The 12,852-nt window shown below is 55.1% G+C and carries 15 protein-coding genes; all 15 read right to left on the reverse strand.

Annotated elements, in window-relative coordinates; genetic code table 11:
• Window positions 1-23 precede the first annotated feature (23 nt).
• The gene (locus tag U8U01_RS14655; protein ID WP_322175756.1) at window positions 24-1,133 is read right to left on the reverse strand and encodes a sensor histidine kinase; all 1,110 of its coding nucleotides are present in this window, start codon (window positions 1,131-1,133) and stop codon (window positions 24-26) included.
• On the reverse strand, window positions 1,123-1,824 hold the full coding sequence (gene vanR / locus U8U01_RS14660) for a VanR-ABDEGLN family response regulator transcription factor (RefSeq protein ID WP_322175758.1): 702 nt from the start codon (window positions 1,822-1,824) through the stop codon (window positions 1,123-1,125). Before vanR ends, U8U01_RS14655 begins: the two co-directional genes overlap by 11 nt.
• Entirely contained in the window at window positions 1,821-2,570 is a 750-nt protein-coding gene (locus tag U8U01_RS14665; protein WP_305140983.1) for a CPBP family intramembrane glutamic endopeptidase, read from the reverse strand. The genes vanR and U8U01_RS14665 overlap by 4 nt, the downstream gene beginning before the upstream one ends.
• A gap of 101 nt (window positions 2,571-2,671) precedes the next feature.
• Window positions 2,672-3,568, reverse strand: a complete 897-nt coding sequence (locus tag U8U01_RS14670; protein ID WP_322175764.1) for an ABC transporter permease — start codon at window positions 3,566-3,568, stop codon at window positions 2,672-2,674.
• An 82-nt stretch (window positions 3,569-3,650) separates the two neighbouring features.
• Window positions 3,651-4,169, reverse strand: coding sequence for a hypothetical protein (locus tag U8U01_RS14675; RefSeq protein ID WP_322175767.1), 519 nt, complete (start codon window positions 4,167-4,169; stop codon window positions 3,651-3,653).
• 21 nt (window positions 4,170-4,190) lie between these two features.
• Complete coding sequence (locus U8U01_RS14680; RefSeq protein WP_304579319.1) at window positions 4,191-4,664, reverse strand: hypothetical protein; 474 nt, start codon at window positions 4,662-4,664, stop codon at window positions 4,191-4,193.
• A 130-nt stretch (window positions 4,665-4,794) separates the two neighbouring features.
• Entirely contained in the window at window positions 4,795-5,115 is a 321-nt protein-coding gene (locus tag U8U01_RS14685; RefSeq protein WP_367575629.1) for an FtsX-like permease family protein, read from the reverse strand.
• 22 nt (window positions 5,116-5,137) lie between these two features.
• Entirely contained in the window at window positions 5,138-7,531 is a 2,394-nt protein-coding gene (locus tag U8U01_RS14690; protein WP_322175769.1) for an FtsX-like permease family protein, read from the reverse strand.
• 14 nt (window positions 7,532-7,545) lie between these two features.
• A complete protein-coding gene (locus U8U01_RS14695) occupies window positions 7,546-8,211 on the reverse strand; it encodes an ABC transporter ATP-binding protein (RefSeq protein ID WP_322175771.1) in 666 nt (221 codons plus the stop codon).
• 110 nt (window positions 8,212-8,321) lie between these two features.
• Window positions 8,322-9,347, reverse strand: coding sequence for a sensor histidine kinase (locus U8U01_RS14700; RefSeq protein WP_322175774.1), 1,026 nt, complete (start codon window positions 9,345-9,347; stop codon window positions 8,322-8,324).
• Complete coding sequence (locus U8U01_RS14705) at window positions 9,344-10,033, reverse strand: response regulator transcription factor (RefSeq protein ID WP_322175777.1); 690 nt, start codon at window positions 10,031-10,033, stop codon at window positions 9,344-9,346. Before U8U01_RS14705 ends, U8U01_RS14700 begins: the two co-directional genes overlap by 4 nt.
• A gap of 124 nt (window positions 10,034-10,157) precedes the next feature.
• Window positions 10,158-11,177: a hypothetical protein gene (locus tag U8U01_RS14710; protein ID WP_322175780.1), complete on the reverse strand. Its 1,020-nt coding sequence runs from the start codon at window positions 11,175-11,177 to the stop codon at window positions 10,158-10,160.
• Complete coding sequence (locus U8U01_RS14715) at window positions 11,158-11,865, reverse strand: ATP-binding cassette domain-containing protein (RefSeq protein WP_322175783.1); 708 nt, start codon at window positions 11,863-11,865, stop codon at window positions 11,158-11,160. Before U8U01_RS14715 ends, U8U01_RS14710 begins: the two co-directional genes overlap by 20 nt.
• 2 nt (window positions 11,866-11,867) lie before the next feature.
• Complete coding sequence (locus tag U8U01_RS14720) at window positions 11,868-12,044, reverse strand: hypothetical protein (protein ID WP_322175785.1); 177 nt, start codon at window positions 12,042-12,044, stop codon at window positions 11,868-11,870.
• A 144-nt stretch (window positions 12,045-12,188) separates the two neighbouring features.
• Window positions 12,189-12,704 (reverse strand): zeta toxin family protein, encoded by a 516-nt coding sequence (locus U8U01_RS14725; RefSeq protein ID WP_322175788.1) that lies wholly within the window; start codon window positions 12,702-12,704, stop codon window positions 12,189-12,191.
• Window positions 12,705-12,852: the final 148 nt, after the last annotated feature.

A 12,852-nucleotide genomic window follows, 5' to 3' on the forward strand; every position in this document is an offset into this window, starting at 1 on the left:
CCATCGGTTCAGATTGTTCGGCATCAAATAGGTAGTACCACCGTAAAGACCGTCAGGCCATCCCTGCTCTCCGCCGTGATCGTCCCCTTGTGGAGCGTGACGATCTGCTTGGCGATAGCCAGACCCAGCCCGGCCCCACTGGAACCGCGTCCCGTGTCCAGCCGGTAAAACTGCTCAAAGATTCGCTCCAGCTTCTCTCTGGGAATTGTCCCGCCGCGGTTGGAAAATTTCAGCCTTACGCTATCCTCGTTCTGTTCCGCCGCAATGGTAATTTCGGTCCCGTCGTAGCTGTAATTCACCGCGTTCCGCAAAAGATTATCAAAGACCCGCTGCATCTTGCCGGCGTCACAGTTCAGCAGGATGTCGTCCCCAGTAGCAAGGCGGCAAGTCAGGCTCTTTTGGTCCAAGACCGGCTGAAACTCATACACGAGCTGCTCCAGCAGGCGGGTAAGATTGATTTCGCTGTATTGCAGCGTGATGGTGGACAGGCTGTACCGCGCGATTTCCAGAAACTCGTTGATCAGGTCCTCCAGCCGTTCCGACTTAGCCAGGGCGATGGAGAGATACTTTTCCCGCAGTTCCTCGGAGAGCTGCTTTTCATCCCGCAACAGGTTCAGGTAGCTGATGGAGGAGGCCAGGGGCGTTTTCAGGTCGTGAGCCAGGTACATCACCAGATCGTTTTTCTTCTGCTCGGCCAGGAGCATGTCACTTTTCTGCCGGTCAATGGTGTGCTTCGCCAGATTCATTTTGCGCTCAATGGGGAGCAGCTCCGGGGGCAGGGAAATTTCTCCCGCCACGTCCTGGAGCAGAGCGTCCATCCCCTTGCTGATACTCTCAAAATACCGGGTCAACCAGCGGAGATAACAGTAAAACAGACCGGCGAACACCAGCAGGAGGGCCAGCAGGATGATGGCATCCATGTGGCTGCGGAAGGTACGCTCATAGAATCGGAGGGCGGCATCATAGTCCATACCCAGGGTGGTTTGAAACAGGGCTACCATCCCGTTGGCAAAGCGGCCCCGCAGCAGGACGGCGTAAGTGAGATAAATCACAGCGGCGGCGGTAGCCAGCACGGCTATGGTACGGAAGAATATCTTCCTGCGAAACTGGCCGAAGTCATTCTTATTTTTCAATGGTGTAGCCAACCCCCCATATCGTTTTAATGAACCTGGGGCTTCGGGCAGGCTCGTCCAGCTTTTCCCGCAGCCGCCCGATGTGGGCCATGACGGTGTTGTTGTTCTTCAGGTACTTCTCGCCCCATACCGCCTCAAAAAGCTCCTCGGAGGGGACGACCACACCCTGGTGCTCACAGAGATACCAGAGGACAGAGAACTCAAGGGGAGTCAGCTGCACTTCCTTCCCGAACAGGAAGCACTTGCGGTTGTCCCGGTTGATAACCAGCCCCCGGATGTCGTATTCATGGACTGCTTTCTCCGGTTCTGGCGCGGAGCTGTTGTAGAGCCTGTACCGTCGCAGCTGGGTCTTAACCCTGGCAACAACCTCCAGGGGATTGAAGGGCTTTGTGATGTAGTCGTCGGCCCCGATGGTCAGGCCCATGATCTTGTCCCCGTCCTCCGCCCTGGCTGTGAGCATGATGATGGGGCAATAGGACTTCTCCCGGACCTTCTTGCAGAGCTGAAAGCCGTCCGCATCGGGGAGCATCACGTCCAGAAGTGCCAGATCCAGGGCTGTGTGTTCAATACAGTCCAGGGCCTCCGCACCGGTATAGCACTTGTGAACCGTGTAGCCATCATTTGTGAGATAAAGCTCCAGCACGTCGGCCAGTTCTCTTTCATCGTCTACCACTAAAATATGAGTACTCATGCTACTGACCTCCACTTCTGACGCCATAACAGTGCAACAGCAATGATTACCAGTGCCAGCGCGGCGATATTATACGCTATTGGCGCTAAATAACAGATGTTGAAGGTTGCGTGCAATATCGCAATAAACAGTAGATTTCTACATTGATAATAAGCGATTCCAAGGACAACAGAAACAAGGAGCGTCCAAATGCAGAGAGGAATAATTTGACCGGCTCCCAATGAATTCCTAATGATCCACATGGGCAGATGCCATATTGTCCAAATGATCCCAACCAATAGGATACTGCAGATGCTTTCTCCCCGAAAAGAAACCTGCTCAAGAAGAAACCCCCGCCATGCCATTTCCTCAACAAATGCTGTTGCAAACAAATACATACAACTTGCTAATAGCACTATGACGGACGGGTATGTATTTTGAAATAAATCTGCCTTTGCAGCGAGGGAGTAACAAAATGAGACAAATAAACCTGCAAACACCAATATAGCCCAGGTTCCGATCTGTTTGAGTGCTATCTTCCCGGAAAAAACTGCTGCAAAGTATTTTTTGAGTCTGTGTTCAAAAGCCAGGAACAAAAAAGCGCTGGCGGCGGGAATACAAACAAATAAGTATTTCAACAGTGACAATCCATCGGGAACAGAGATTCCGTGCTGCTGCAACATCGTGGGGATATAGCAAATAGATGACAAAATGTATACGACACATACCCATAACACAATTTTTACTTTTTTTGCTATGTTCGTCATTTTGCCTTTTCCTCCAGGTGCAAGATTTGAATGAATTATATCAAATTTTTTTGATTTTTCCTTTTTTCTCTATGGATTTTCTTAAATTTTCCTACTTTCAGCTATTTAATATCCTTTCTCCGAAATATCCATATACCGCCTAGGGCAAAAACTGCACTGAGTCCCGCATCCAGCAGAATGATGCGCAGCGGATACAAAATATCTTGCTCTGACAGCCTTGCCAGCTGTGTAGTCTGTCCTGCTGGATTTATGTCATAGAAAAGCTGAACAATCTCTCGCTTTTCACCGGATAAATAGTTGGGATTTGGTACGGTTTCCATTACCAATCCGTCAAACATATCTTCTGCTACCCCATCTATGGAATAGGCTTCCTTGGAGGTGCTGAATTCCTCCGGAACCAGCTGCATGGTGTATGGCCCCTGCTCCAGCGTCTGGGAAAGCTCAGACGCTGCCATCAGCAGGGCAACCGCCAACAGTATGGAAAAGATTGCTGCCCATACCCTGCTTCCGCATATGACGGCAATGAAGTAGAAAACTGCCGCATATAAAAGACATGTCATGGCTCCCACGAAAAACGCTGTCATGATTGTGCCCGGTGCGGCTGATGGTGCGGAGAACAAGACGCTCCCCAATGCCAATGCCGCAAGAGATGACACCAGGAACAGGAGCAAGACCACCCCCGCACAGGCCAAATAACCTGCAAGATAAACGGTTATCCGGCTTTTTCCAACCACCAGCTTATTGCGGATGGCACCACCGCTATACTCTGTTCCCACAAACAGGCTCACCACAATGGCTACGGTAATCCCTAGAACTTGTTCCGCCCGAAACAGTGTCTTATCAAGTGGCTCTATATATCCCGGTTCGTTATAAAGCACCATATCGTGATAAGCGCCGATGCAGATTGTCAGCGCGCCACCCACCATTACCAGCATTGCGCCCCAAAACACCCAGCTCCGAAACAGGCGGAACAAATTTGCTTGCAACAGGTTACGCATGATTACCCCTCCATAGTCTTATGATTTTGTGTTGTAACACAGGCAAGCGGCAGTCTGCTTACAAACCGCCGCTTGCCATGAACTATGAGATCTGCGTGAATGTAGAGTGCTGTTTGCGGTAGGTATCGTTGTCTTTTTCACTGAGTTGCTGTTCCGTCTGGGCCAGCTGGCGTTCCAGCTCTTTGATCCTGACCTCATTGGTCTCAGTACCCAGCTGCTGTTTCAGCTCCTGCTGTTTCTTTTTCAGCTTTTCGATTTCCCTGTCCACCTTGCCCGTATCACAGACCCAGCGCTCATCTTGACTGGCTTTCTTCTCCGGTCCATCGGGCCTTTTGGGATCAGGGGTGCCCTTTGGCGGCGCATCTGCCGCCCGCTCTGGGTCGTCGAAATGAATTTTTGGCTGGCCCTCCTCATCCTTGCCCATCCAGTAGCGGCCGGAGGGCTCCGACCGTTCCTCGGGGACGTATTCATCCATCAACGGTTTCGGCTGGCGGTCCTGGGAGTCCTCCTCGGGCTTCTGGACCTTGGGCGCGCCCTGCGTCTTCTCAGGAGCGGCCAGGGGGCGGATTGCTTCGTGGTTCAAACCAGAAATCGGCGTCATAAGACATTCCTCCTTAAAATATTATGCAGAAAATGAAACACTGGGTTCTGTTTCTGCCGGAACGGCTGAAACCTCTCCGGTTGGCGTATATATCACCGGCTCACTGGAAACCGGTTCCGCAGCCTCCACTGGCTGGCTGTTCTTCAGCGCCGCCTTCGCCGCCTCGCTGAGCTGCACCAGATCGGTTCCCTCGGGGCGGCCCGATTCTGTGCTTTCCTCAGCACGCTTGTGTTCCTCCCGGAGCTTTTCGATGGCGGCTTCCTGCTCCAGCTTGGCCTTTTCCTTCTCAGCCTTCGCCTCAGCCTTCATGCCCTCGTCCAGTTTCTCCTGGTACTTGACGGCCTTCTCGGTGCATTCGCCAGTATAGCCCAGCGCCCGTTTCATCTTCTCGGTGTCGCCTTCATCAGTGGCCTGGCGGTACACGCTCATGGGCGTACCCGCCAGCTTGATATTGGAGCTGGCGCCCAGGAGTCCATCCATCATCTGTACGTTCATGCTTGCGTCTCCTTTCTATGGCTAATTTTGCAAAAAGGTCTTTGCTTTTATCAGTATATAGAGCAAAGGACACCGTTTCAAGGCTCTTGTAATGAAATGCTATCTGGATGTCATGAAATGTTCTGTAAGATCACAATCTCGTCTCCCGCATCTGCTCGATCAAGGACAGCTTTCTCTGCCTGCTGACTGTCCAGGCGGACAACAAAAATTCCAGGCTGAACAGCGCCAGGATAAACAAGCTCATTTCAAGAATTGGGAATTGATAGGGCACGATTTCACCAGCGAAGGATTGTCTGCTGACCTTCCGGCACACCACCGCAATCGGAAGTCCGATCAGCAGGACAGCCAGGGCGGCAAAGGCCGCATAGCAGAGCCCTTCGCAAATGTTCATCCGACACAGTTGCATTCCAGTCAGGCCGACGGAGCGCAGGATGCTAACATACCTCCTCATAATCGTTCTATTTCAGGCGGGGTCAGTCCGCCGCCTTGATTCGCTCCACCAGAGACAGCCTTCTGGTATAGCGGACCGCACATACCGAGAACACCCCCTGCACCAGCAACAGTGCGGCCCCGAACAACAGCACCTGGAGCACCGGGAAATGATAGGTGAGCGTCCCGAACATACCGATCCGGTCGAATACCCGGCACACGGCCATACTGCACGCCGTCCCCAGGGTCAAGGTAATCAGCAGCGTAATCCCCACATAGTACAGGCACTCGAAGGACAGCATGTTGCTTAGCTGCCGGCCGCTCATGCCCACGGACTGGAACACGCCGAACTCCTGCTGGCGGGTGAGCAGATTGGTAATCAGGGTGTTGGCAAGGTTAATTAGAGAGAACACAAAGATAAAGACCAGGATGCCGTAGTCCCTTGTCAGCTCTCCCCGCAGGCCGCGCTCCAGCTCGGCGGACAGATCATCCAGTCCGGAGATTGCCACCCGCTGGTCGGACACGGCGCTGAACACCGCCCGCCGCAACTGATCGCTGTCCTGCTCCGTGTGGAGATTAACATAGCCGGTGAAGTCCGCAATCTCAGGGTAAAGGGCGGACAGCTCCTCCTCTGGCAGAATGAAGAAATGAGACGAGCTGCCGATCTGAACGTCCTGCACGATGCCCATGACGGTATAGGTCTTGGACTGTCCGTTGTAGCAGGAGACAGTGACGGTATCTCCCACCTGATAGCCGGTCCGGTAGATTTCTTTCAGCGCATTGCCTGCGGGACAGACCAGGATACCGTTTCCGCCCAGCAGCTGCCGGTAGTCCGCGGTTCCCTCCAAAACCCCGCCGTCCCCGTACATCTCCGCCATATCCTCCTGGGAAATGCCTCTGACAACAAAGGGCTCATGCTCGCTGTTGCCCGGAATGGCGCTGATGGCGGGGATCTCCACGCAGGTCAGGCTGTAGGCTGTAACATAATCTACGCCGGGTAGGGCGGCCAGCTCCTCACGCAGAGTTTGGCCCAGAGGATTCCCCTTTTGCATCTCCACAAATTCCCGGCCTGCGTGATCCTCATATTGCAGAAGATACTGGCTCCGGTCTCCAAACTGGGACTGGGCCATTTCCTTGACATCCACCGAGCTTGCGTAGGCGGAAACGCAGAGAAGAAGGATACCGGTCAGGCTCAGGGAGAGGGCGGTAACAAACGCCTTTTTCCGGTTCCGGGAGAAGTTCATCCAGGCCAGCCGGGGCATGGTCAGACGGCGGTGGAGCTGCCTGGAAACGCTGCGGCCCTGCTGCTGGGAATAGGCGGTGGTCCGGATGGCCTCAATGGCGGAGACCTTCCCTGCCATCGCCATGGGTTTTCTGGTGGCAACCAGGACAGTCCCATAGGTCAGGAGGGAAACCACCACCGCAGAGCGGATATTATCCCCCCAAGACCAGTAGCCGGGCAGGGCAATCAGCGCGATACCCGCAGCGCAGAACAGCCCCAGGGGGATAGCGATGGCGGTCAGGAAACGCCGCTCCCGCTTGACCACCCGTTTCAGTTGCTTGGGGGTGGTCCCCAGCACCTTCAGGCGGCCGTATTCCCGCAACTTGCCCATGACAGAGATGTAGAAGATGCTGTAGATTACAATGGCACAGACAATGGCAATTAGGGCCGCCGCAACGTAGACCTCCATCCCGTTCCCCAGGTAGAGGTCTACCATGCCAAAGTAATTGGAGCTGTAAAAGGTACGGTCCTCCGGAACTCCCATTTCCACAAAGAACCGCTCAATTTCCAGACGAAGCTGGCCGGGCTCCATTCCCTGGCTTCCGGCAAAGCGAAACCGCAGCTCATAGGGGGCGTTGTGGCCGTCCGCTTCCACCGCAGTCTCTGGAATCCAGACCGTGAAAATCCGGCTGTCGTTCTCCGCTTCCAAAATGCCTGTTACGGTATAGGTCTTCTCACCGTCTCCCAGATCCAGGGCCACCGTCTGACCAACCTCCCCTGAGAGGCCAAAATAACGGAAAAAGGCGCGTTCCACACACAGCTCATTCGGCCCCTGGGGATAGTGCCCGGTGACCTCGCCGTAGCCCATCAGGTCAATCATCTCCGGGCTGACAAAGCTGATGTTCAAAACGCTGTCCTCATAGCGGACGGTTCCGGCATCCACAGTATAGCCCCATTTTTCAAGCCTTCCAGAGTCCGCAAGCCGAATAGCCTCCTCCCGGGTCAGCCCGCCGCACCCGGCCTGATACTGCCCCAGGATACCGTCCAGAGTTTTCAGCTGCTGGGCAGAGTAGAGAAAGCAGAGAGTCCCCATAAGGCACACGGCCAGGGCGATGGTGAGGATGACAAAAACGCTCCGGCGCTTGTCGGCTTTGATGCTGCGGCGAGCCAGCTTTTTCTCCACCGCGCTGGTGTCATTTTCAAAAGGCCAAGTCATAATTTGCCACCCCCTCAGTCTACGATCCTGCCGTCTTCGATCCGCACAATGCGGTCGGCCAGCTGGGCAATCTCATTGTTGTGGGTAATCATCACGATGGTCTGGTTGAACTGGGTGCTGGTGCGCTTCAGCAGGCCCAGCACGTCGGCGCTGGTCTTGCTGTCCAGATTGCCGGTGGGTTCATCGGCTAGGACGATGGCCGGTTTCGTAATCAGGGCCCGCGCAATGGCGACCCGCTGCTGCTGTCCGCCGGAGAGGTTGTTGGGCATATTTTGCAGCTTATCCTCCAGAGCCAGCATGTGTACAATCTCGTCCATGAAGGTTTGGTCCACCGTGTCACCGTCCAGTTCCACGGGCAGGACGATGTTCTCATAGACGTTGAGAATGGGCACCAGATTGTAATTCTGGAAGATGAAGCCGATGTTGCGGCGGCGGAAGATGGTCAGCTCCTCGTCGTTCTTATTCGCCAGCTCGTCCCCCCGGACGATGACGCTGCCGGAGGTGGGGGTATCGAGGCCGCCCATCATATTCAGCAGGGTGGACTTGCCGCTGCCGGAGGTACCCACCACGGCCACAAACTCCCCCTGCTCCACCGAGAGGTTGACACCATCCAAGGCACGGGCGATGTTCGGCTCGCTGCCATACTGCTTTTTCAGGTCGATGGTCTGTAATACGTTCATTTTCATTTGCTCCTTTCACGGCTGTTCGCCTGTTACAGAGCGATTGTAAAATCCAAATGTCTCAGAAATGTCCGAATTGGAACTTTGAATGTGAATTTTTTGTGAACAGTTTACCACCGGGGCAGGAACACCGAAAACGCAGACCCGCGGCCGGGTTTTGAGGCCACCTGGATATAGCCGCCCTGCCGGGTGACGATCTCACGGGCCAGATACAGCCCGATACCTACCCCCGGCTGGTCGTGGACCTCCTCCTCACGGTAAAAACGCCGGAAGATGGCGGCCTGACGGCTCTCCGGGATGCCCTTGCCGGTGTCGGTCACATCCAGCTTGACATACATCTCCCACCGTTCCACGGATACGCTGATCTTCCCGCCCGCCGGGGTATACTTTACCGCGTTGTCCAGCAGGTTGAACAGGGCCTCCGCCGTCCACTTGCTGTCGTGGGACACCCGCAGGTCGTCAGGGCACTGTACCTTCACAGAGATGCCCTTTTGCTCCGCCCCGTAGACGATGCCGCTCATAGCCTGGGCCAGAGTGTCCAGCAGCGGCACGTCCTTCTTTTCCAGGGTGACCGCCCCGGTCTCCAGGCGGGAGGCTTTTCCCATGGACTGCACCAGAAATTCCAGCTTGTCCGTCTGACTGCGGATGCCCTGCAAGAACTCCCGCCGCTCCTGCTCGGTAACGGGCTTTGCCAGCAGGGTGTCTGTCACCATTTTCAGATTTGCCACCGGCGTTTTTACCTGATGGGAAATGTCTGACACCAGCGTTTGCAGCTCCCGCCGCTCCTCGTCCACCCTGCGCCGGTTTTCCTGGAGGATGTTATATAGCCGGGAGAGGCGGTAGCTGATGCGGGCGAAGATGGTCTCACGGTCTTCGGCTCTGGCCGGCTCTTGGCCGCCGCTGATCATGCTGTCCATAGTCTGGCACAGGTCGTTGGTGAAGCGGGACAGCCGCTTGGCGAAAAACAGCGTCAGGAGGAACATCCAAAAAAGAGCGCAGGCCGTCAACAGCGAACCGGCCAGCAGCACCCACCCCTGGCCCGTCATGGCGGAGAGGAGGAAGGAAAGAGCCAGCATGGAAATGGCCGCGCCGGCCTCTACCAGCAGAAACATGGTTTTGACGGGCATACGCCTCATTTCCGCTCACCTCCTGTCCATTGGTAGCCGATGCCGTAGATGGTTTTGATATAGGTGTCGCCCTCCGCCTCGATTTTGCCCCGGATGCGGCTGATGGAGGTGGTCAGGGTGTGCTCGTCCACAAATTTCTCATCTACATCCCACAGACGTTCCAGGAGCCTCTGCCGGGTCAGCACCTGGCGGGGATTTTTGCAGAACAGGTACAGCATTTTGTACTCCATGGAGGAGAGGGTGATCGGCTTTCCGTTCAGGGTGGCGGACTGTTCCGAGAAGTCCAGAAACAGCCTGCCGTCGTCGTAGAGATCCTTTGCCGGTCTGTGGTGCTCCAGCATGGCGAACATGGCGCGGATCTTCCGCTGCAGGGCCTCGATGGAGAAGGGCTTGGTGATATAGTCCACCGCCCCCGCCTCATAGCCTCGGAGTTGATCGCTCTCCTGGTCGTTGGCGGTGAGGAAGATCACCACCGTGTCCGGGTGCTCCGGCTTAATCAGCCCGCACAGGTCATAGCCGTTCCCGTCGGGCAGATTGATGTCCAGCAGAACCAGGTCATATTCTGTCTCGGCCAGCAGATTTTCGGCGGTCCTGGCATTCAGAGCGGGGGTGACATCCCAGCCGTCGGAGATCAGGTTATAGGCTAATGTTTTGTTCAAAAGGGCATCGTCCTCGACAATCAGTATCCGTTTCATGGCCCGTCCTCCTTTTGGTGATAAGGGCAGTATAACAGATAAATGTCCGCGAAATGTTACAGCGGGCTGTCTTTTTGAAAAAATTCTGCCTGAGCGATCCTATCCGCCCAGGCAGAAAATTGTTTCAGAACATACTCACCAGCCCGGCCAGCAGGAGCATGACAGCGGGCACAACATATTTTCGCGGGTGGTGCCAGAGGTCGCTTTCGATTTTCCATCCCCGAATGGGGCAGTACCACTCCAGCAGGACGGAGCCAACCGCACTCAGCAGAGCGAAGGCTGCCGCCGTCAAAGCATTGAGTGGGCCGATCCCGCCGAGTTGGATCTGCCAGCTGCACAGGAAAACGATGTCCGCCGCCAGATTGCACCCGAAAATGAACAGGCAATAGGGGACACAGAACGCCTTTCCCTGCCCCGGCAGGAACCGCACCGCCCGCTCCAGGGCCGGGTCGCAGGACAGCAGGATGCAGATGGGGGTGTTCAGGGAGAGGATGGCAAAGCCGATGGGCAGGACGAACCGGGCCTCCAGCTGCCCCAGCAGCGCCGGCAGGACACAGGCCACGCCCCACATAGCTGCGGTGTTGACCAGATAATTTTTGTGGGCCATCAGGTAGCGGAACAGATAACGCCACACAGAGTAGCGGCGGCAGACTTTGACCGTCCGCCTGTGGCTGGCTGGTTGGACATAAAAGGCATAGGCGTCTGTACGCCCCAGACGCAGAGGATAGAGACAGGACACGGCCACAACAGCGGCCAGGGCGCACAGAACGCTCCCCAAAATCTCTACCCAGCTCCAGCGGCCGACTGCCCAGACCACCGCCAACAGTCCGGCGGTTTTGGTGAGCAGCGTATAGGCCCCCAGGGCGACCACATAGGAAAACACCAGGGTTCGGCCCTCAAAGGGGAGCATAAGCATATTTTCCATGTTGGCCCGGTTGTCGTCAGAGGAGAGGGCCTGCCACATAACCCCGCCGGAGAAGGCGCCGGACATCAGGTACAGGATGAAGGGGGCGATCTCCACCTGGAGTCCGGAGATATGCAGTCCCCAAAAGACCACCATCTCCAGGAAGAGGGTCCGAATCAGCCGCTCATAGTTCACGCCAAACAGCTTTTTGGCCGTTACTTCAAAGCTCATTTTCATCATGCAGGGCCTCCCGAATGTTGGCGGCGTTGATTTCATCGTCCGCAAAGCTCCGCCGAATCTGCCCGTCCTCCAGTACCAGCACCCGGTCGGAGGTCAGGGTGATGCTCTCCAGGATGTGGGAGGAGAACAGGACCGTCCCGTACTCTTTGTACCCGGCAATCACCTGGTACAGGTACTCTGTGCTCTGGAAGTCCAGCCCGTTCACCGGCTCGTCCAGCAGGAGCAGTTCCGGCTTCAAGGCAAAGGCGGTGATTAAGAACGCTTTTTTCTTATTTCCGGTAGATAGATCCTTCAGCAACATATCGGTGTAGTCCTCGAAGTGAAAGCCTTGCACCAGTTCTGTCACGTCCGGCAATTTCGTTTTGTACGCCGCCGCCACATAGGACAGGTACTCCCGGAAGGTGAAATACTGGAAGGAGTTGTCCTCGGCAAAGACGGTGTACCGGCTGAGCTTGAAGCCCTTGTCCCGGAAGGAGGACGGCTGGCCGTTCAGGCGGATGCTGTCACAGCGGAAGCCCTCATGGAGACCGGACAGGGTTTTCAGAAAGGTGGTCTTTCCGGCCCCGTTCAGGCCGATCAGCCCCACCACCTCATGGGGCCGCAGCTGGAGGGAAAAGTCGGACAGCGCGTTTTTTCCCTCGATGTACCAGGCGCGGAGGTTTTGCAGCTCCAGGATGTTTCCACTCATGGTCAGCGCTCCCCCTTGTTGTTCTTCTCCTTCTTCCAGGAGGCCCAGGCGAAATACCCGAAGGCCGCCCCCATCAGGACATAGAGCCCGGCCCACTCCAGATTACCGGATACGCCGCTGACGACCGCCGCCGCCAGCCAGATCAGAGCCAGGATACCACGAATATAAGCATGACGCATAACAGTTTCCTCCTTGAAGCAATGCTTCCTTTGATGTATCTGCATCATAGCAGAAAACCGGGCGCTATGCGGGAGTGTCCGCAAACGGCAGGTTTTTGACCGTGAAAAGGGGCGCTTGCCCGCAGAGGGTAAGCGCCCGGTAAGCTAAAATTCCAAGGAAATATCGTATTCATCGTCGATCAGTACATAGTTCACCGCATATTTTCGGGCAAATTCCAGCATCCGTGCATTATCGGCAAGCACGCCCTCCATTGTGCAGCCATCATCATCCAAGCGATTTTCAATCACACTTGCGTATCCCTTTATATCGGAAAAATGATTTCTTATGTAGTTCTCGCTCATAATCAGGCAAACATATTTGATGTGGCCGAGATACTCCCCCTCAAAATCCTTTTTCCAGTCAAAAGGGATGTAGCACCCCTCGACGGTAAGGTTTTGCCTGTTCTCTATGGCGGTTTTGATTATTTCACGAACAATGGGCCATAAATATGCCGTGAGGTCAGCATCCGCGCTCAGTGGAGTAAGCTCCGTATGTCCGCTCCGAATCAGCCCCATTTTCAGATGGTCTATTGATAAGTATGGATATTTATATTTTTCGAGCAGCTTCTGAGCAAGAACTGTTTTTCCACTGTGTGATGCTCCCGCTATCAGAACGATCATTTTTCTTCGATCTCCTCTATTTTAATTTCTCTCGCCCTCCTTGTCTGTTCGATAAATCGGAAGTTAGTGAATCGGTAATAATTCCATATTTTTTGCCCGCTTTAGATTTATTTTAAGGTCGTCATATCCAAACGGCTTGCCATGTCCC

Origin of the sequence: Acutalibacter caecimuris, from assembly GCF_034335085.1 — a bacterium.
Classification (GTDB): Bacteria; Bacillota; Clostridia; order Oscillospirales; family Acutalibacteraceae; genus Acutalibacter; species Acutalibacter caecimuris.

Bases quoted from the DNA above. Each gene is read 5' to 3' on its own strand.
- U8U01_RS14670 (WP_322175764.1), bottom strand. From the start codon at position 3,568: ATGCGTAACCTGTTGCAAGCAAATTTGTTCCGCCTGTTTCGGAGCTGG.
- U8U01_RS14690 (WP_322175769.1), bottom strand. From the start codon at position 7,531: ATGACTTGGCCTTTTGAAAATGACACCAGCGCGGTGGAGAAAAAGCTG.
- vanR (WP_322175758.1), bottom strand. From the start codon at position 1,824: ATGAGTACTCATATTTTAGTGGTAGACGATGAAAGAGAACTGGCCGAC.
- U8U01_RS14680 (WP_304579319.1), bottom strand. From the start codon at position 4,664: ATGAACGTACAGATGATGGATGGACTCCTGGGCGCCAGCTCCAATATC.
- U8U01_RS14710 (WP_322175780.1), bottom strand. From the start codon at position 11,177: ATGATGAAAATGAGCTTTGAAGTAACGGCCAAAAAGCTGTTTGGCGTG.
- U8U01_RS14700 (WP_322175774.1), bottom strand. From the start codon at position 9,347: ATGAGGCGTATGCCCGTCAAAACCATGTTTCTGCTGGTAGAGGCCGGC.
- U8U01_RS14685 (WP_367575629.1), bottom strand. From the start codon at position 5,115: ATGAGGAGGTATGTTAGCATCCTGCGCTCCGTCGGCCTGACTGGAATG.
- U8U01_RS14715 (WP_322175783.1), bottom strand. From the start codon at position 11,865: ATGAGTGGAAACATCCTGGAGCTGCAAAACCTCCGCGCCTGGTACATC.
- U8U01_RS14725 (WP_322175788.1), bottom strand. From the start codon at position 12,704: ATGATCGTTCTGATAGCGGGAGCATCACACAGTGGAAAAACAGTTCTT.
- U8U01_RS14665 (WP_305140983.1), bottom strand. From the start codon at position 2,570: ATGACGAACATAGCAAAAAAAGTAAAAATTGTGTTATGGGTATGTGTC.
- U8U01_RS14720 (WP_322175785.1), bottom strand. From the start codon at position 12,044: ATGCGTCATGCTTATATTCGTGGTATCCTGGCTCTGATCTGGCTGGCG.
- U8U01_RS14675 (WP_322175767.1), bottom strand. From the start codon at position 4,169: ATGACGCCGATTTCTGGTTTGAACCACGAAGCAATCCGCCCCCTGGCC.
- U8U01_RS14705 (WP_322175777.1), bottom strand. From the start codon at position 10,033: ATGAAACGGATACTGATTGTCGAGGACGATGCCCTTTTGAACAAAACA.
- U8U01_RS14695 (WP_322175771.1), bottom strand. From the start codon at position 8,211: ATGAACGTATTACAGACCATCGACCTGAAAAAGCAGTATGGCAGCGAG.